Origin of the sequence: Klebsiella pneumoniae complex sp. WS1778, from assembly GCF_049472055.1 — a bacterium.
GTDB classification, from domain to species: domain Bacteria; phylum Pseudomonadota; class Gammaproteobacteria; order Enterobacterales; family Enterobacteriaceae; genus Klebsiella; species Klebsiella quasipneumoniae.
Map to the genome: position 1 here is coordinate 1 of NZ_JBKGTJ010000006.1, position 16,551 is coordinate 16,551.

Consider the following 16,551-nt stretch of genomic DNA (forward strand, 5'->3'; position numbering starts at 1 on the left):
GCGGCCGATCGCCGAGGCGCCGTTATAGGAGCCGTCGACGCCGACATATTTCTGGTCGCCGGTCTGGAAGTGGGCGCCATAGCGGGCGTAGCCGCTGAACTTGAGGCCGAATGGAATGGCCATATCCGGCGAGGCGGCGGTGGTCTGCGGGTTGGTGATCACGTCGACCTTTTTGTCGGCCGCGGCGTCGATTTTCGCCTGGCGTTCGGCCAGCGCTTTATCAACGGCCTTGGCGACGATGGCGTCGATCTGTTCCTGAGTAAATTCTTGCGCCATTACGGAAATTGGGCACAGCGCGGCGACAACCGCCATGGCTAAAGGCAGTTTTTTCACAGTATTCATGGTTATCTCGCTTTAATAATTAATATATTTCAGATAATAACCATCCCATTCTGGCTAAAATATATAGCCAAAATAAGCTGATTTGTTTTTTTAGGGTACAGCGACGCCGGAGAATAATATTCTCGCAGGCGTTATTCCATATTCATTAACGCTGGTACAGATGGATTAATTCTTCTGAGAACTCGCGGGCCAGCAGCGAATTCATCAGATGATCCTGGGCATGTACCATAATCAGCGTCATAGGCTGACGCGCTTCACCGGCATCCTGCTCGATGAGCTGGGTCTGCATCTGATGCGCCCGACGGGCGTAACCGTCGGCTTCATTTAACAGTAAACGCGCTTCGTCGATATTTCCGGTTCGGGCCGCATGTAGCGCTTCAAAACATAATGAGCGTGACTGTCCCGCATTAACGATAATTTCCATTACCGCATCTTCTAATTCAATCATGTGTATTCCTGAGGTCTTTATTATTTAATAATGCAGTGAAAGTCCTTTTTCTGCATTATTACGCTGCCATCATATTATCTCTCCGGGGCGGAGAGGAATTAGCTAACGGTTTCTGCTACCGGAACGCTATTTTTGGTTTTCTCAACTTCGGTTTTCATTAAGGAACGTTCATAGGCGCGCAGGAACGGCAGGTAAATCACCGCCGACATCACCATGCAGATAAGGCACATCACTACCGGGCTCAGCGTCCAGTTGGCCGCCCACGAGGCGCCAATCGGTGCCGGCGTGGTCCACGGAGTGAGGGACACCACCTGGCTCAGCCAGCCAAGACGCGTCGCGCCGTAAGCCAGCACCGCGTTGACCATCGGTACGCAGACGAAGGGGATAAACATCATCGGGTTCATGATGATCGGCGCCCCGAACAGGATCGGCTCGTTAATATTAAAGAAGCTCGGCACGATGCCCATCTTGCCGATGGTGCGCAGATGCGTGGCCCGACTACGCAGCAGCAGGAAGGCCAGCGGTAGGGTCGAACCGACGCCGCCAATCAGCAGATAGTGATCCCAGAAGCCCTGCAGATAGACGTGCGGCAACACCGTGCCGGCCGCCAGCGCCGCCTGGTTTGCCGAGAGGTTAGCCATCCAGAACGGGTTCATAATGCCGGTGACAATCAGCGAGCCGTGGATCCCAGCGAACCAGAAAATCTGGCACATCAGGACGGAGAGCAAAATCGCCGGCAGCGAGTCGGAGGCGGAAACCAGCGGCTCCAGCAGATGCATGATCGCCTGCGGCAGGATCATCCCGGTCTGCGCTTCGATAAACAGGTTCAGCGGATGCAAAGTACCAATCACCACCAGCACCGGGATAAGGATTTCAAACGAACGAGCGACGCCGGTCGGTACCTCTTTCGGCAGTCGAATGGTGATGTTGTTTTGCTTCAGCCACGCGTAGACGCGGGTGGAGTAGATGGCGGTGATGAGGGCGGTAAAAATGCCCTGGCCGGACAGATACTGAGTGGAAATTTTTCCATCGGCATAGGGCGCGGCGACCAGCAGGAAGGCCATAAACGCCAGCAGACCGGACATCACCGGATCCAGCTGAAACTGACGACCGAGGCTGGCGCCAATGCCGACCGAGATAAAGAAGGTCATTACGCCCATGCTGAGGTTAAACGGCAGCATCAGCTGTTCGCGGTAGTGCTGGGAGAAATCGAGCCAGCCGCGGGCAAAGCCGTTGGTGGTCTCGGGTGAAAACGGCGGAAAGATAAATACCAGCATGAAAGAGCCGATGATCATAAACGGCAATGCGGCAGTGAAGCCATCGCGGATAGCGATAACATATTTCTGCTGCCCAAGGCGTCCTGCCAGCGGAGTAATAGATTGCTCGATCACGGCAATCATGGACTGATACAGAGAACTCATTTCAACACCTCTCAGTGCGCCGCTGCGATCAGCGACAGAGCATAATTCAGGACGTTGTCTCCCCGCTGCATACCGTAGTCCATCGTATCGATGGGCTGAACAGGAATGTTCAGGGAAGCCGCTTTGTCAGACAGGGTTTTCAACATGTATTTCACCTGGGGGCCTAGCAACACCACCTGATACTGCGGAAACTGGATGTCAAATTCGGAAACGCCATAGGCGTCAATCTGCACCGGCAGATCACGTTCATTCGCCGCCTCCACCATCTTTCTGACCAGCAGACTGGTGGACATTCCGGCAGAGCAGCACAGCATAATCTTGTACATCGACGACCATCCTCAAAATGTAAAAAGTTATTGCGTGGATGATTTGATATCAGACGGAAACCGGTTTCCATTTATAAAAAGCAGAACTGTGATAGTGGTCAAGATCTCCTGCTTATGGGGCGGATTTATTGGATTTGGCTCACATTATTCTGTCGATTTGGCGATGTTTTGCGCTGAAATGGAAAATCGGTTTCCAAACAAATGGCGAAATGGATATACTGCGCTGGTCATAATTGAAGCGATTCAGGTTTACAGGATTTTGGCGGGACGCGGCGCCCGCGCAGGGGAAAATGATGTCGACAATCAATGATGTTTCACGACTTGCCGGGGTTTCTAAAGCCACGGTGTCGCGAGTGTTGAGCGGCTCACGTGGCGTGAAGGAAGCCAGTCGTCAGGCGGTGCTGCAGGCGGCGGAAGCGCTCAATTACCGGCCAAACATGATAGCCCAGTCGTTGCTTAGCCAGTCCACCGGCTGCATCGGCGTCATCTGCGCCCAGGACAATATCAATCAAACCACCAGCTATCTCTACGCCCTGGAAAAACAGCTCAGCCAGCACCAGAAGCACCTGCTGCTGCGCTTCGCCAACACCAGCAGCGGCGTGATGAACTCGCTGGAGGAGTTAACCTGCGGGCTGTGCGATAACGTGCTGATCATCGGCGCGCGTTTTCCTCTGAATATTAACCGCCCGGACGTGGTGTTGGTGGACTGCCTCGACAGCGAGGGCGAAAACAGCATTCAGTTCGATCACGCCTTCGCCGCCGAAACCGCCTGCCACTATCTGATAAGCCAGGGCAGAAGGCAGATTGCGCTGATCCATCCGCAGAGCAGCGGCTTTGCCGATCAGGTGCTGCTGGGCTACAAGCACGCGCTGGAAAAAAACTTTTTGCCGTTTAATCGCAATCTGGTGTTTCTGGATAACACCTCGCCGTCGGTGGCGGTGCAGGAGCTGGTCAATAACGCCACGACGCTGAACTTTAACGCGCTGCTGGTGAGCGATGAGCTGCAGGCGCAGCGCGTGGTGCCGCAGCTGCAGGCGTTTAACCGCGCCGTTCCGCAAAATGTGATGGTGTTTAGCCTCGCCGGATCGTTACAGCTGCCCGGAATCCCGACTATCCCGGCGATTGAATATTCCATGGACGCGATGGCGTCGCGGATCGTCAACTGGCTGACCGAGAAAACGGACAACCCGGGCGGCAGCCCGCTGCGCGGCGATTTAATTATTCCAAAGCACTGATCGTCGCTCTTGCCCTGACCCGCCGCCGTTGGCTGCGGGTTTTTTATTGGCTGTTTTTTGTCGTATCCCTCACATTATAAATAAAACTCATATCTGTCGCCGGGTTTTCGAACCGGACAGCCTGCGTGACCTGCCTTAAGTTGAGTACGAAAGTTCCACTCAAAAAAAACACTAACCAGAACATTCGTACCGCCTGCTTGAGGAAGTCACCCTATGAATCACATGAACGTTGTCGATGTGAAAGCGTGGATAGATGCCCGCCCGGTCTCGCGCTTTCAATGGAACGTGCTGCTGCTCTGTTTCATCATCATTATGCTGGATGGGTATGACGCTGCGGTGATGGGCTTTGTCGCCCCGGCGCTCATCGAGGACTGGGGCATCAGCCGGGCTGAAATGGGGCCGATTCTTGGGGCGGCTATGTTCGGCGTCGCCATTGGCGCGCTGGTGGCGGGCCCGCTTTCTGACCGCTACGGCCGAAAACGCATTTTACTCTGGTCGGTGGCGCTGTTTGCGCTGTTCAGCCTGGCCGGCGCCGTGGCGCAAAGCCCGTCGCAGCTGGCGCTGCTGCGCTTTCTCACCGGCCTCGGACTTGGCGCCGTGATGCCCAATTGCGTCACGCTGGTGGCGGAATATATGCCGGAGCGGCGTAAAGGGGTGATGATCACCCTGATGTACAGCGGATTCAACGTGGGTTCCGGCCTCGGCGGCTTTATCGCTGCCGGGTTGTTATCGCATTACAGCTGGCACTCGGCGCTGATTTTTGGCGGCGTGCTGCCGCTCGTGGTGCTTCCCTTTATGATCGTGATGTTGCCGGAGTCGGCGATGAGCATGGTGGCGCGCCGACTACCGGGCGAGCAGATCGCCAGGGCGCTTAACCGGCTTGGAGGCCAGTTTACGGCTGACACCGTCTTCCAGCTGAATGCGCCGCCCATCACGCGGAGCAGTAAAGTGGCGCAGCTGTTTCGGCATGGCTATGCCCGCGGCACGATAGCGCTGTGGCTGACCTATTTTATGGGGCTGTTCGTGATATATCTGCTGAACGGCTGGCTGCCAACCATTCTCCGCTCCGGCGGGCTGTCGCTGCAGCAGGCGGCGATGATGACCGGTTGTTCCAGCTCGGCGGCCCGCTGGGCGGGATCCTTGTCGGTATGCTGATGGATCGTGCTTCGGCGAAAGCGGTGATTGCGGCAACCTATTTCCTTGGCTGCCTGTGCCTGTTGTCCCAGGGGTTGATGGATTTCGGATCGGCGGCGCTGTCGGTGCTGATTTTTATCAGCGGGATGTGCATTAACGGCGCGCAGAACGGTCTGCAGGCCTATTCGCCAGCCTATTATCAAACCGAGATCCGTGCTACCGGCGTCAGCTGGATGCATGGTATCGGCCGTACCGGGGCTATTCTCAGCTCCACGCTGGGCGGGATGCTGATGCTGGCCGTGCCGGGACACTCGTCGATCTTTTTGGTGCTTGCGCTGCCGGCCTGCCTGGCGGGGACCTGTATTTTGTTGCACCGTATGAATCACGCTAAGCCTCGACTCACAGAGGCAGAACTAGACGCTTTGTCATCCCCCCTGGAACACCGATAAGTGGAGTTATCTGATGGCTAACATTCTCGGCGGTATCGCCGTCTCTCATACCCCGACTATCGGCTTCGCGGTCGATCATCATAAACAGCAGGACCCGGCATGGTCGCCGATCTTCCAGAGCTTCGAACCGCTGCAGCGCTGGCTGGAGGAGAAAAAACCGGATGCGCTGGTGTACATCTTTAATGACCATGTGACCGCCTTTTTCTTCGATCACTATTCGACATTTACGCTGGGAATCGATAGTCAATATGACGTTGCCGATGAAGGCGGCGGACCACGCTGTCTGCCGCCGGTCCAGGGCAATGCGGCGCTCTCAAGGCACATTGGCGCCAGCCTGATGGCCGATGAGTTTGATATGTCGTTCTTTATGGATAAAAAGCTCGACCACGGCCTTTTCTCGCCGCTTTCGGCGCTGTTGCCCTGGGATGAAGCGCAGGGGTGGCCGACGGCGGTAATCCCGTTACAGATCGGCGTGCTGCAATTTCCGGTACCGAGCGCGCGCCGTTGTTACCGACTCGGCCAGGCGCTGCGCCGGGCAATTGAAAGCTTCCCGGAAGATATCAATGTGGCGATTGTCGCGACCGGCGGGCTCTCGCATCAGGTTCATGGCGAGCGCTGCGGATTTAATAATCCCGACTGGGATGCCCAGTTTGTTGACATGCTGGTTAATGACCCGGAAAAGCTTACCGAAATGACCCTTGGCGAATATGCCGAGCTGGGGGGAATGGAAGGGTCTGAGGTGATCATGTGGCTGGTGATGCGCGGCGCGCTATCAGCCAATGTCACCGAAACCTGGCGCGACTATTACCTGCCGTCGATGACCGGTATCGCTACGCTGATCCTTGAGAACAATGCGCGCCTGCCCCCCGTCGATACCCTGACGCGCCATCGCCAGCATATGGCGCAGCAGCTGGCCGGGGTGGAGAAACTGCCGGGAACCTATCCTTTTACCCACGAGCGCAGCCTGAATGGCTTGCGGCTTAACCGTTTCCTGCATCGGCTGATTGAGCCTGCCTGGCGCGAACGTTTTCTGCAGTCGCCTCAGTCGCTTTATGCCGAAGCCGGACTGAGTGAGGAGGAACAGCAGTTGCTCAACGCACGCGACTGGCGGGGATTGATTCAGTATGGCGCCAGTTTCTTCCTGCTGGAGAAAATGGGCGCGGTGGTCGGCGTATCCAACCTGCATATTTACGCCGCGATGCGCGGGCAGACGCTGGAGGCGTTTCAGCAAACGCGCAACCAACAGGTAACCTATTCGGTGGCGGGTAAACGTTAAACAGTCCCGTCCTGAACCTGCTGATAAATAAAACGCAACAGCGCCTGCGTCGCCGGGGAGGGCAGGCTGCCGGCGCGAAACGTCAGCCCGATACGCCGGGTGGTATCGGGCAGGGGGACCGGCAACACGCTGAGCAACCCATTGTCAGTTTCAAAACGCATCTGGCTGGCGGAAACCGCCGCCAGCATGTCGGAGTCCTGCAGCAATCCTCGCACCATCGCCGCATCCCCGGTCTCCACCGTCGGCTGGGGCAGCGGCAGCCCCAGGGTGACAAACGCCTTATCCAGCAAATGGCGCGCCGGCGCGTTGGCGCGCGGCAGCACCCATTGTGCCGTCGCCAGCTGGCTGCGCGGATCCGGATGGCGCAGCAGCGGGTGGTTATTACGCAGTAAAATCAGCATATCCTCTTCGAATAACGCCTCGCTACAGAGGTCCGGGAGATCTTCATCCTGACGCAGGGCGCCGATAATAAAATCGATATTACCTGCGCGCATATCGGCGACCAGCGACTCATACGGGCTTTCATTGGTCATGAGGGTAATACCCGGGTGCTGGGCCAGAAAGGCGGCAATGGCGGAGGGCAGTAGCCGGGTGCGACTCAGCGGCAGGGCGCCAATGCGCACGGTGCCCTCCAGCACCCCGCGACGGGCGGCGAGATCGCTCCAGATGTTTTCCAGCTCGTTGAGCGCTCTGCTCACCGGGGGATAGAGCAGTTCAGCGGCAGGCGTGGGACGCACCCCTTCTGGCGTTCGGCGAAACAGCGCCGAATCCGCCCCTTTCTCCAGGACCTTCAGCGCGGCGCTGACCGCCGGCTGGGTGATCCCCAACTGTTGCGCGACGGTTTGGGTATGGTTGACGTGATAGAGCTGAATAAAAATGGCTAACCGGCGGGTATTGAACAGCCAACCGGCGTCCGCCAGCGGGCCGCTGGTGCGGGTATGGTGCTTCTGCAACAGCGCCGGGATGGCCTGCAGGTCGTCAATCGCCCGCCGGGCGCGCGGCAGGATGCACTTGCCATACTCGGTGGGCACCATGCCGCTGTAATGGCGTTCGAACAGCGTGACGTTCAACGCGGCTTCAAGGTCGCGGATAGCCCGGGTTATCGCTGACTGCGTGCGGAATAAGTCATCGGCAGCACGCGAGACGCTTCCGCGCAGCGCGACCTGACAAAAAAAGCGCAGCTGCATGATATTTATGATTTTATCGTGCTTTCTCTTCAGCATTATTCGTCAGGCCTGAAATAGTGAGTGAGTCGACAACATAAATAAAAATCATAGCCTTCGCAAGTTAACGAATTACCTTCCAACGGCGGGACATGACAAGCTGAAAAAAACAACAGAGGAAGCCATCATGTCTCATCCGGTTAGCGAAAAAAGTGCCCTTGTCGTCAGCGCCCACTCGGCCGATTTCGTCTGGCGCGCGGGCGGTGCGATAGCGCTGCATGCCCTGCAGGGCTATCAGGTCCATGTGGTCTGTTTATCCTTTGGCGAGCGCGGCGAGTCCGCCAAATTGTGGCGTAAAGGCAACATGACCGAGGAGGCGGTGAAGCAAGTCCGTCGCGAAGAGGCGCAGGCCGCCGCCGAGATCCTGGGCGCCAGCGTCGAATTCTTTGATATCGGCGACTATCCGTTGCGCGCCGATAAAGAGACGCTGTTTCGTCTGGCGGATGTGTATCGCCGTATCCAGCCCCACTTTGTTCTGACGCACTCGCTGCAGGATCCCTATAACTACGATCACCCGCTGGCCTCCCACCTGGCTCAGGAGGCTCGGATTATCGCTCAGGCAGAAGGCTATCGCCCCGGCGAGAAAATTGTCGCTGCTCCCCCGGTTTACTGTTTCGAACCGCACCAGCCGGAGCAGTGCAACTGGAAGCCTGATGTGCTGCTGGACATCACCACTGTCTGGGAGAAAAAGTATCAGGCCATTCAGTGTATGCAGGGCCAGGAGCATTTGTGGGAGTACTACACCCGCGTGGCGCTGCAGCGCGGAGTGCAGGCCAAACGCAACATCGGCATCACGGCCGCGCGTGATATCGTTCACGGTGAAGCCTTCCAGAGCATCTTCCCCCGCGTAACGGAGAACCTGGCATGAAGCTGTTAAATAAAAAAGGCCTTGTGATCCGCCATCTGCCGCGCCATGACGAGGCGGTTTTGCGCCGCTGTGAGGCGGCCGGGGTAGCGACGCTCCATGAAGCCTGGGCACGCCAGGGGCTGATGGGGCCGGCAATCCGTCCGATTCAGCAGGGCGTCAGCCGGGCGGGCAACGCGGTCACGGTACTGGTGACGCCAGGCGACAACTGGATGTTTCATGTCGCGGTCGAGCAGTGCCGCGCCGGCGATATTCTGGTGGTGGCCCCGACGTCGCCGTGCGGCGATGGCTTCTTCGGCGATCTGCTGGCGACGTCTCTCCAATCGCGCGGTGTGGTCGGTCTGGTGGGCGATATCGGCATTCGCGATTCGCAAACGTTGCGGGAGATGGGATTCGCTGTCTGGTCCCGTCAGGTTTATGCCCAGGGAACGGTGAAAGAGAGCCTCGGCTCGGTTAACGTCCCGGTGATTTGCGCAGGCCAGCTTGTGCAGCCGGGCGATGTCGTGGTGGCCGACGACGATGGCGTCGTGGTGCTGCCTCACGCCCAGGTGCGTGATGTGCTCGATAAAGCGGAAGCACGCATGAGCAATGAGCTTGCGAAGCGTGAGCGGATGCGCCATGGCGAGCTGGGGCTGGATATTTACGCGATGCGCCAGCGTCTGGCGGAAAAGGGGCTGCGGTATTACGACAGCGCAGATGAGGTGGAGGAGTAAGATGGCGCAACGCGGAATTCCCTGTCTATGGATGCGCGGCGGCACCTCGAAGGCGGCCTGTTTTCTGGCTGACGATCTGCCTGCCGATCCGGTGCAACGTGATGCGGTGCTGCTGGCGGTGATGGGCTCGCCTGATCCCCGGCAAATTGACGGGATCGGCGGCGCCGATCCGCTGACCAGTAAAGTGGCGATTATCCGCCGCTCCGCACGGCCTGACGCCGATGTGGACTATCTGTTTGCCCAGGTGAACGTGACGGGGGCCTCTGTGGACTACGGCCAAAACTGCGGCAATATTCTTGCCGCCGTTGGCCCTTTCGCCATCGAGCGTGGGCTGATTCGCCACGATGCGCCGCTCACTCGGGTGCGTATTTATATGGAGAACACGGGGCAACTGGCGGTGGCAGAGATCCCCTGCGATGCCGACGGGGTCGACTACGTCGGCGAGAGTCGTATCGATGGCGTGCCGGGCAGCGCCAGCCCGATCCTGCTCCATTTTCTTGATGTGGCAGGCTCCAGCTGCGGGGCACTGCTGCCGACCGGCCGGGTCCGTGACCGTTTTGACGGCGTCGAGGTGACCTGCATCGATAACGGAATGCCGGTGATCCTGCTGCGCGCGTGCGACCTCGGTTGCACCGGCTATGAGACACGCGAACAGCTGGATAATGACGACGCGCTTAAACGTCGCCTGGAGTCGATTCGCCTGCAGGCCGGGCCGCTGATGCAGCTTGGCGACGTCAGCCAGCGCACGGTGCCCAAGATGACCCTGATCGCCGAGCCGCGACACGGCGGCGCCATCAGCAGCCGCACCTTTATCCCGCACCGCTGCCACGCGTCGATCGGCGTATTTGGCGCGGTGAGCGTGGCCAGCGCCTGTCTGCTTCCTGGATCCGTCGCGCAGGGCATGGCGCAGGTCGCGCCAGGCGCTACGCCGCTGCTCAGCGTTGAGCATCCGACAGGCGAATTTAGCGTGACGCTTCAGCTTGACGCAGACGGCGCCCTGACAGGCTGCGGCCTGTTACGCACGGCGCGACTGCTGTTTGCTGGCGAAGTTTTTATTCCGGCCCGCGTCTGGCCGCGTGAGGAGTAATGATGATGACAATCGCGTTTATTGGTTTTGGCGAGGCGGGTGGCATTCTGGCGGCAGATCTGGCCCGTGAGCATGCGGTGACCATATGGGATTGCAAGCTCAATGGCCCGGAGCGAGAGGCAATGGTCAGGAAAGCCGGTGATTCGCGCGTTCAGGCGGGGAGTTCGCTGGCGCAGGCGCTGGAGAGCGCCGCGCTGATTTTTTCTACTGTGACCGCCGGTGAGGCGCTAAAGGTCGCGCAGCAGGCCGCCGCGCTGCTGCAGCCGGGGCAATATTTCCTCGATCTCAACTCCGTGGCGCCGGAAACGAAACGGCAGGCAGCTGAACATTTTCTGCCCGGCGCCTACATTGATGTCGCGGTGATGGCGCCGGTGCCGCCGGCCCGATTGCAGACACCGTTATTGATCGGCGGGCCGCAGGCGGAGGCGATCGCGCCGCGTCTGCAGGGGCTGGGGCTGAATGCCCGCTATGGCGCCAGTACGGTGGGCCAGGTGTCGGCGATAAAAATGTGCCGTAGCGTGATGATCAAAGGTCTTGAAGCGCTCACCACAGAATGCCTGTTCGCGGCCCGTGAATATGGCGTCGAGGAGGAGGTGCTTAGCTCCTTGCATCATAGTTTCCCGTCTCTGGGCTGGACAGGCGCGTTTCCCGACTATCTGATCAGCCGGGTGGCGGAACATGGCGTTCGGCGCAGCGAAGAGATGGAAGAGGTGGTGAAAACCCTGCGTGATGTGGGGAGCGCCGGGATAATGAGCGAGGCGATCGCGAAAAGCCAGCGCCAGCTTCCGGAGCAGATGGCCGCCCGTAGCCTGAGCTACAGGCAGCTGACGCCGTTTGACTGGAAAACGCTGGTCGCCAGGCTGAAATAACCGCTATTTGGCCGGACAGACGATTTTGTCGATTGCGGCCTGGTAGCTTTTTTGGTTATTGCGCTCTTTCGCCAGCGTCGCTTCGCGGACCGCGTTCTTGTTGCCGTCGGTCGCCAGTACTTTATTGGCAAAATCGTTGTCGCTAAGGTGGCTTGCTGGCGCGCATTTTTCCTTCACCGCTTTAAGCACCTGCTGCTTTTGCTGCTCGAACTGCAGGCTTTGCAGCGGTGATTCGGCCCACGCCGACGTGGCGCTCAGGGCGGTGACCAGGCATACCATCCAACATGCTTTCATCAGGCTTCTCCTTCCGTAATCGCTTCCGTCAACTATATGCGCAGGCGGGAAAACACGCAAATAGCGGTTAATTTAACTTATTGAAAAGGCGTTTGTTATCATCGCCTCAGGCGGCTCTCACCCGCCGCCGCGAGTCGATGGCGATTAGCACCACTGACGCCAGGATCAGCAGAGTGCCCAGCCAGTCCGGCAGCGTGAAGGTGATCCCCAGCAGCAGGAGCGACAGCAGGGCGCTGCTCAGCGGTTCGGCGCAGCTGAGGATCCCCGCTTTGGCGCCGCCAATCTTCTGCGCGCCGTTAAGATAAAGGCTGAATGTCAGCGAAGTACCGATCACCACCAGGTAGAAAAAAGCTAACAGCAGGCTGCCGTTCACCACAAAATCGGTGCCCTGGCCGCCGTAAAACGGCAGCAGCATCGCACCGCCGAACAACATACTCCAGCCGACGATCGGCAGCGTCCCGTAGCGGGCAATTAGCGTCGAGGGATAGGTGGTATAAAACGCGGCGGCAAACGCCGAGGCGATCCCCCAGAACAGCGCCGCCGGCGAAATCGACAGCGTCGTCGGGTTGCCGTGGGTGACCAGCAGAAAGGTGCCCGCCAGCGAGGTGCAGATAGCCCCCAGCACCAACGGAGTGGGGCGCGCTTTGCGGGCGAGGGCGAACCAGGCGACGATGATCGTCGGGGACAGGAACTGCAGCACTGTGGCCGTGGCGGCATTCGATTTTTCAATGGTCATCAAAAAGGTGAATTGCACGGTTAACGCGCCAAACAGCGAGAAAAACAGCAGGCTGACGGCGTCGCGGCGGTTTTGCAGCACGCGGAAAATGCGGTCGCCGTGAACAAAGCCGAGCATCAGCAGGATCAGCCCGGCGAACAGCAGACGCGTCATGGTCAGAAACGGCGACGACATCTGGCTTTCCTGCATAATAAACTGCGCGCATACCCCGGAACTGCCCCACAGCACGGCGGCAATCAGTACGTTCAGCATCCCTTTTTTGCTGGAGCCCATCTTTTCCTCTGGTGAAATGTGACAAAGGGGAATCATAGCATGCGCCCGCCCGGGCGGCGGGGCAGGAAATGGTAGTTGGCCGCGCTGGGGTAACGATTTTGCAGGCCCGGGAAGGCGAAGTCGCCGCCGGGCATGACCCGACAATCGCGTTCTAGCTTAAATCGACATTTTTACTGCCGAACAGCCAGGTGAGCACAAAGCCGCACAGGTAGGAGACCGCCAGTCCGCCGGCGTAAACCGCCATCCCGGCGTAAATCCCGCTGCCGGAGGTCATCAGCGGCAGCGCCACCAGCCCGGACGGACCGAACACGGTGTTCAGGCCGACCGGCAGCCCCAGCCAGGCGATCAGCCCGACGAAGAAGCCGCCGCAGGCGCCGCCGAGGCAGGCGGTAACAAACGGCTTCATCCGCGGCAAGGTGACGCCGTAGATTAGCGGCTCGCCAATCCCGAGGAAGCCCGGAATAATCGCCCCCTTAATCTGGGTTCGCAGTAGCGAATCGCGCTTCGCCCGCCAGAACAGCGCCAGGGCCGCCCCCACCTGCCCGGCCCCGGCCATCGCCAGGATCGGGAACAGCGAGTTAAAGCCCTGGGCATCCACCAGCGCAAAATAGACCGGGACAAACCCCTGATGGACGCCGAACATCACCGCCAGCAGGAACAGACCGGCCAGCACCGCCGAGCCAAACGGATTGCCATTAAGATGCAGGAACAACCACGACATGCCGGTAAACAACCAGCCGCCAATCGGCATGATCACCGTAAAGGTCACCGCGCCCATGATCAGCAGCGTCACCGCCGAGGTGAGGATCATATCGAGGTTGGCCGGCATTACCCGCCGCACCTGGCGTTCAACCCACGCGCCAAGGATGGCGGCGATCAGTACGCCGATGATATTGCCGCGCGGATCGATGCTGTGGCCGAAGAAGGTGGAGATCCCGGCGTAGACGCCGCTGGTCGCCTCCGGGTTGTAGCCCAGCACGAACAGCGAGGCGATAATCGCGCCGTTTACCCCGGAGCCGCCGAACGCCTTCTGCGCGTTATAGCCAATCAGGATGCTCAGGAAGGTGAACATCCCTTTGCTGAAGACCTTCATATAGCCAATCAGCGCCACCAGGCTGGCGTTCGGATGGGCGTTCTCCAGCACGAAAACCTGTTCCGCCAGGGTGGCGAAGCCCAGCAGCAGCCCGACGGCGATAAAGCCGGGGATTAGCGGCGTAAAGATGGTGGCGAATTTGGCGAGAAACTTCTGCACCGCGCTGGTCTGCTTGCCCTTCAGCGCCTGTTTTCTCTCCGCCGCGACGTCGGCCAGCGACGGCGCGGCGGGGGCCTCCTCCAGCAGGCCGTTCATCATCTCGGCGGCGGTTTGCGCTTTGCCGGGGCCGAGCACTACCTGGAACTGCTCGTCGCTGACGATCACCCCCATCACGCCGTCAATCTGGCGGATGGCGGCGGTGTCGGCCAGCCCTTCATCGCGCAGGGTCAAGCGCAGGCGCGTCATGCAGTTGCCCGCCTGCGCGACGTTTGCGGCGCCGCCCACGTGGCTGAGGATCCGCGCTATCATCTCTTTCGTTATTTTTGCCATTGCCCGTTACCTGTCTGTCGGCGCTCAGGCGTTGCTGAGCGCCTTGCGGATATAGCCGTTGTTTTTCGCCAGCAGCGACTGCGCCTCTTCGGCGCTTAAGTCCGCCAGCACCATCACGATCGCCGTTTTACAGTGGCGGCCGCAGGCCTCCAGCGCATTCTGGGCGGTGGGGCGATCGCAATCGGTCGCCTCCATCACGATGGAAACCTGGCGCTCAATCAGCTTGGCGTTGGTCGCTTCGACGTCGACCATCAGATTGCTGTAGACCTTGCCGACGCGGATCATCGCCCCGGTGGAGATCATGTTCAGCACCAGCTTCTGCGCAGTGCCGGCTTTCAGGCGGGTAGAGCCGGTCACCACCTCCGGGCCGACCACCGGAGTAATGGCGACGTCCGCCAGCTGGGCCATTTCGCCATGCGGGTTACAGCTGACGATGGCGACAAAGGCATTCTGGCGATGGGCATACTCCATAGCGCCAATGACGTACGGCGTGCGTCCGCTGGCCGCCAGCCCCACCAGCACATCGCGGTGGCTGAAGTTCAGGTTCTGCAGATCCATCGCCCCCTGCGCTTTGTTGTCTTCCACGTTTTCCACGGCGCTGAGGATCGCTTTATGTCCGCCGGCGATGATCCCCACCACCTGCTCCGGGCGGGTGCCGAAGGTCGGTGGGCATTCGCTGGCATCGAGGATCCCCAGACGCCCTGAGGTGCCAGCGCCGATATAAATCAAGCGGCCACCGGCCTGCAGCGCCGTCGCGACCTTATCCACCACCTCGGCAATCTGCGGCAGATAGGGCGTAATCGCCTGGGCCACCTGCTGGTCTTCCTGGTTTATCACCGTCAGCATCTCGAGGGTGGAAAGGGTGTCAATGTTGGCGCTGTTGGCGTTGCGTCGCTCGGTCAGCAGTTTGCTCAGGTCGATACTCATAGAAACCTCGTTATTCTCAGTCGTGCGCAGTATAAGGAATTATTTATTCCTTGCCTGTGAAGAGTATCACGATTAGTACGCGGAGAATAATACGAGAATGGTAGAGATGGCGGGAAATAGTGCGGTAATAAAGATGGAATATTTTATTACCGCACCTGGCGTTTAGCGCGCGCTGCGCGGCTGGCTGAGGCCCATTAGCAGCGCCAGCAGGTAGCAGATCGCCATCGCGAGGCTCATTTTCAGCATCGTTTCGCCACCGAGGCCCGCCAGCGGCGCGGCGATGCCGCCGAAGACAAACATCAGGGTGCCCATCAGCGCGGACGCGGTGCCGGACTGGGCGGCGTCAACGGCGCTCATCGCCTCCGCGCCGGCGACGGTGCTGATGCCGCTCATCAGCGACACGGTAAAGAACAGGCCGACCAGCGCCAGCACCGGCAGCTGCAGCCAGGCAAACAGCAGCATGATCGCCGCGCAGCTCACCGCCAGCGTCAGGCCGCCGCGCAGCAGGCTTTCGGCGCTGAAGCGGCGCGCCAGACGGGAAAAGATCATCGCCGCGATAATCAGCCCGATACCGTTCAGACCGAACAGCAGGCTGAACTGCATGGCGCTCATGCCGTATTCGCTCTGCATCACGAAGGAAGAGGAGCCGATGTAGGAGAACAGTCCGGCCATCATAAAGGCCTGAATCAGGCAGAAGCGTAGAAAACGACGATTCTTCAGCACCGGCTGGCCGGGCCGCTGGCGGGTCGCATTGGTTGCCGCGGCCGGGCGCGTTTCCCGCAGGATAGTCAGGCTCATCACCAGCAGCGCGCCGCCAATGGCGGCCATCGTCCAGAAGAGAATTCGCCAGTCGAAGGCGGTGATCACGTAGCCGCCCAGCACCGGTGACAGAACCGGCGCAATACCGTTCACCGTCATCAGCAGGGCGAAAAACTGGGTCAGCAGGGTGCCCTGGTATTTATCGCGGGCGATGGAGCGCGACAGCACCGAACCGCCGGCGCCAGCGAAGCCCTGTAAAAAACGCCAGACAATCAGCATGTTGATATCCCTTGTCAGGGCGCACATCGCCGAAGAGAAGATAAACAGCAGCAGGGACAGCGCCAGGGGTTTCAGGCGGCCAATGCGGTCGCTCAGCGGGCCGAAAAACAGCTGACCCAGGCCGAGGCCAATCAGCGCGGCGGTCAGCGACAGCTGGGTCTGGGTGCTGGTGGCCTGCAGTTGCTGAGTTATCTCCGGCAGCGCCGGCAGATAAAAATCAGTGCACAGCGGGCCGATGCCCGACAGCAGGCCGAGGATCAGCGCCCAGGAGAGGGAAACACGTGGCATAACGATTCCTTACAGAAGCCGGGCG

At 59.5% G+C, this 16,551-nt stretch carries 16 protein-coding genes and 2 pseudogenes; 8 read left to right on the forward strand and 10 right to left on the reverse strand.

Annotation, left to right across the window (positions count from 1 at the left end; all coding sequences use genetic code 11):
• From ACLEXF_RS21485 to ACLEXF_RS21500, 4 genes and pseudogenes are all read right to left on the reverse strand, one after another.
• A pseudogene (locus ACLEXF_RS21485) lies at positions 1 to 342 on the reverse strand (hypothetical protein); the annotation flags it as partial.
• A 145-nt stretch (positions 343 to 487) separates the two neighbouring features.
• Entirely contained in the window at positions 488 to 790 is a 303-nt protein-coding gene (locus ACLEXF_RS21490; protein ID WP_004205145.1) for a PTS lactose/cellobiose transporter subunit IIA, read from the reverse strand.
• A gap of 98 nt (positions 791 to 888) precedes the next feature.
• Positions 889 to 2,211 (reverse strand): PTS sugar transporter subunit IIC, encoded by a 1,323-nt coding sequence (locus ACLEXF_RS21495; RefSeq protein WP_004205144.1) that lies wholly within the window; start codon positions 2,209 to 2,211, stop codon positions 889 to 891.
• A gap of 11 nt (positions 2,212 to 2,222) precedes the next feature.
• A complete protein-coding gene (locus ACLEXF_RS21500) occupies positions 2,223 to 2,537 on the reverse strand; it encodes a PTS sugar transporter subunit IIB (RefSeq protein WP_004205143.1) in 315 nt (104 codons plus the stop codon).
• A gap of 94 nt (positions 2,538 to 2,631) precedes the next feature.
• On the opposite strand from ACLEXF_RS21500, the gene ACLEXF_RS21505 reads away from it, so the two are divergent.
• From ACLEXF_RS21505 to ACLEXF_RS21520, 4 genes and pseudogenes are all read left to right on the forward strand, one after another.
• The gene (locus ACLEXF_RS21505) at positions 2,632 to 2,847 is read left to right on the forward strand and encodes a hypothetical protein (RefSeq protein WP_131080047.1); all 216 of its coding nucleotides are present in this window, start codon (positions 2,632 to 2,634) and stop codon (positions 2,845 to 2,847) included.
• Entirely contained in the window at positions 2,831 to 3,772 is a 942-nt protein-coding gene (locus ACLEXF_RS21510; RefSeq protein ID WP_004205142.1) for a LacI family DNA-binding transcriptional regulator, read from the forward strand. The genes ACLEXF_RS21505 and ACLEXF_RS21510 overlap by 17 nt, the downstream gene beginning before the upstream one ends.
• 213 nt (positions 3,773 to 3,985) lie before the next feature.
• Positions 3,986 to 5,355: pseudogene (locus tag ACLEXF_RS21515) on the forward strand (MFS transporter).
• Between the two features lie 13 nt (positions 5,356 to 5,368).
• On the forward strand, positions 5,369 to 6,631 hold the full coding sequence (locus ACLEXF_RS21520; RefSeq protein ID WP_004205139.1) for a gallate dioxygenase: 1,263 nt from the start codon (positions 5,369 to 5,371) through the stop codon (positions 6,629 to 6,631).
• Here ACLEXF_RS21520 and ACLEXF_RS21525 read toward each other — a convergent pair.
• Entirely contained in the window at positions 6,628 to 7,854 is a 1,227-nt protein-coding gene (locus ACLEXF_RS21525) for a LysR family transcriptional regulator (protein WP_017900183.1), read from the reverse strand. The genes ACLEXF_RS21520 and ACLEXF_RS21525 overlap by 4 nt on opposite strands.
• 127 nt (positions 7,855 to 7,981) lie before the next feature.
• Here ACLEXF_RS21525 and galB point away from each other — a divergent pair, with 127 nt between their 5' ends.
• From galB to ACLEXF_RS21545, 4 genes are read left to right on the forward strand one after another with little or no spacing between them, the layout of a single operon-like run.
• Positions 7,982 to 8,722 (forward strand): 4-oxalmesaconate hydratase, encoded by a 741-nt coding sequence (gene galB / locus ACLEXF_RS21530; RefSeq protein WP_004205133.1) that lies wholly within the window; start codon positions 7,982 to 7,984, stop codon positions 8,720 to 8,722.
• The gene (locus ACLEXF_RS21535) at positions 8,719 to 9,432 is read left to right on the forward strand and encodes a 4-carboxy-4-hydroxy-2-oxoadipate aldolase/oxaloacetate decarboxylase (protein ID WP_017900182.1); all 714 of its coding nucleotides are present in this window, start codon (positions 8,719 to 8,721) and stop codon (positions 9,430 to 9,432) included. Before galB ends, ACLEXF_RS21535 begins: the two co-directional genes overlap by 4 nt.
• A gap of 1 nt (position 9,433) precedes the next feature.
• Positions 9,434 to 10,519: a 4-oxalomesaconate tautomerase gene (locus ACLEXF_RS21540; protein ID WP_004205131.1), complete on the forward strand. Its 1,086-nt coding sequence runs from the start codon at positions 9,434 to 9,436 to the stop codon at positions 10,517 to 10,519.
• A gap of 5 nt (positions 10,520 to 10,524) precedes the next feature.
• Positions 10,525 to 11,388 carry an NAD(P)-dependent oxidoreductase gene (locus tag ACLEXF_RS21545; protein WP_182971997.1) on the forward strand — a complete coding sequence of 288 codons (864 nt, stop codon included), beginning with the start codon at positions 10,525 to 10,527 and terminating at the stop codon, positions 11,386 to 11,388.
• Between the two features lie 3 nt (positions 11,389 to 11,391).
• On the opposite strand, the gene ACLEXF_RS21550 is transcribed toward ACLEXF_RS21545, so the two are convergent.
• From ACLEXF_RS21550 to ACLEXF_RS21570, 5 genes are all read right to left on the reverse strand, one after another.
• Positions 11,392 to 11,682 carry a YicS family protein gene (locus ACLEXF_RS21550; protein WP_002923120.1) on the reverse strand — a complete coding sequence of 97 codons (291 nt, stop codon included), beginning with the start codon at positions 11,680 to 11,682 and terminating at the stop codon, positions 11,392 to 11,394.
• Between the two features lie 106 nt (positions 11,683 to 11,788).
• A complete protein-coding gene (locus ACLEXF_RS21555; RefSeq protein WP_004205129.1) occupies positions 11,789 to 12,691 on the reverse strand; it encodes a DMT family transporter in 903 nt (300 codons plus the stop codon).
• Positions 12,692 to 12,842: 151 nt separating this feature from the next.
• A complete protein-coding gene (gene murP, locus ACLEXF_RS21560) occupies positions 12,843 to 14,273 on the reverse strand; it encodes a PTS N-acetylmuramic acid transporter subunit IIBC (protein WP_004205128.1) in 1,431 nt (476 codons plus the stop codon).
• Positions 14,274 to 14,297: 24 nt separating this feature from the next.
• Positions 14,298 to 15,200, reverse strand: coding sequence for an N-acetylmuramic acid 6-phosphate etherase (gene murQ, locus ACLEXF_RS21565; protein ID WP_017900180.1), 903 nt, complete (start codon positions 15,198 to 15,200; stop codon positions 14,298 to 14,300).
• 162 nt (positions 15,201 to 15,362) lie between these two features.
• Positions 15,363 to 16,526 carry a multidrug effflux MFS transporter gene (locus ACLEXF_RS21570; RefSeq protein ID WP_017900179.1) on the reverse strand — a complete coding sequence of 388 codons (1,164 nt, stop codon included), beginning with the start codon at positions 16,524 to 16,526 and terminating at the stop codon, positions 15,363 to 15,365.
• Positions 16,527 to 16,551: the final 25 nt, after the last annotated feature.

Coding starts and splice junctions, on each gene's coding strand:
- ACLEXF_RS21525 (WP_017900183.1), bottom strand. CDS start 7,854: ATGCTGAAGAGAAAGCACGATAAAATCATAAATATCATGCAGCTGCGC.
- galB (WP_004205133.1), top strand. CDS start 7,982: ATGTCTCATCCGGTTAGCGAAAAAAGTGCCCTTGTCGTCAGCGCCCAC.
- ACLEXF_RS21495 (WP_004205144.1), bottom strand. CDS start 2,211: ATGAGTTCTCTGTATCAGTCCATGATTGCCGTGATCGAGCAATCTATT.
- murP (WP_004205128.1), bottom strand. CDS start 14,273: ATGGCAAAAATAACGAAAGAGATGATAGCGCGGATCCTCAGCCACGTG.
- ACLEXF_RS21510 (WP_004205142.1), top strand. CDS start 2,831: ATGTCGACAATCAATGATGTTTCACGACTTGCCGGGGTTTCTAAAGCC.
- ACLEXF_RS21490 (WP_004205145.1), bottom strand. CDS start 790: ATGATTGAATTAGAAGATGCGGTAATGGAAATTATCGTTAATGCGGGA.
- murQ (WP_017900180.1), bottom strand. CDS start 15,200: ATGAGTATCGACCTGAGCAAACTGCTGACCGAGCGACGCAACGCCAAC.
- ACLEXF_RS21500 (WP_004205143.1), bottom strand. CDS start 2,537: ATGTACAAGATTATGCTGTGCTGCTCTGCCGGAATGTCCACCAGTCTG.
- ACLEXF_RS21570 (WP_017900179.1), bottom strand. CDS start 16,526: ATGCCACGTGTTTCCCTCTCCTGGGCGCTGATCCTCGGCCTGCTGTCG.
- ACLEXF_RS21535 (WP_017900182.1), top strand. CDS start 8,719: ATGAAGCTGTTAAATAAAAAAGGCCTTGTGATCCGCCATCTGCCGCGC.
- ACLEXF_RS21540 (WP_004205131.1), top strand. CDS start 9,434: ATGGCGCAACGCGGAATTCCCTGTCTATGGATGCGCGGCGGCACCTCG.
- ACLEXF_RS21545 (WP_182971997.1), top strand. CDS start 10,525: ATGACAATCGCGTTTATTGGTTTTGGCGAGGCGGGTGGCATTCTGGCG.
- ACLEXF_RS21520 (WP_004205139.1), top strand. CDS start 5,369: ATGGCTAACATTCTCGGCGGTATCGCCGTCTCTCATACCCCGACTATC.
- ACLEXF_RS21550 (WP_002923120.1), bottom strand. CDS start 11,682: ATGAAAGCATGTTGGATGGTATGCCTGGTCACCGCCCTGAGCGCCACG.
- ACLEXF_RS21555 (WP_004205129.1), bottom strand. CDS start 12,691: ATGGGCTCCAGCAAAAAAGGGATGCTGAACGTACTGATTGCCGCCGTG.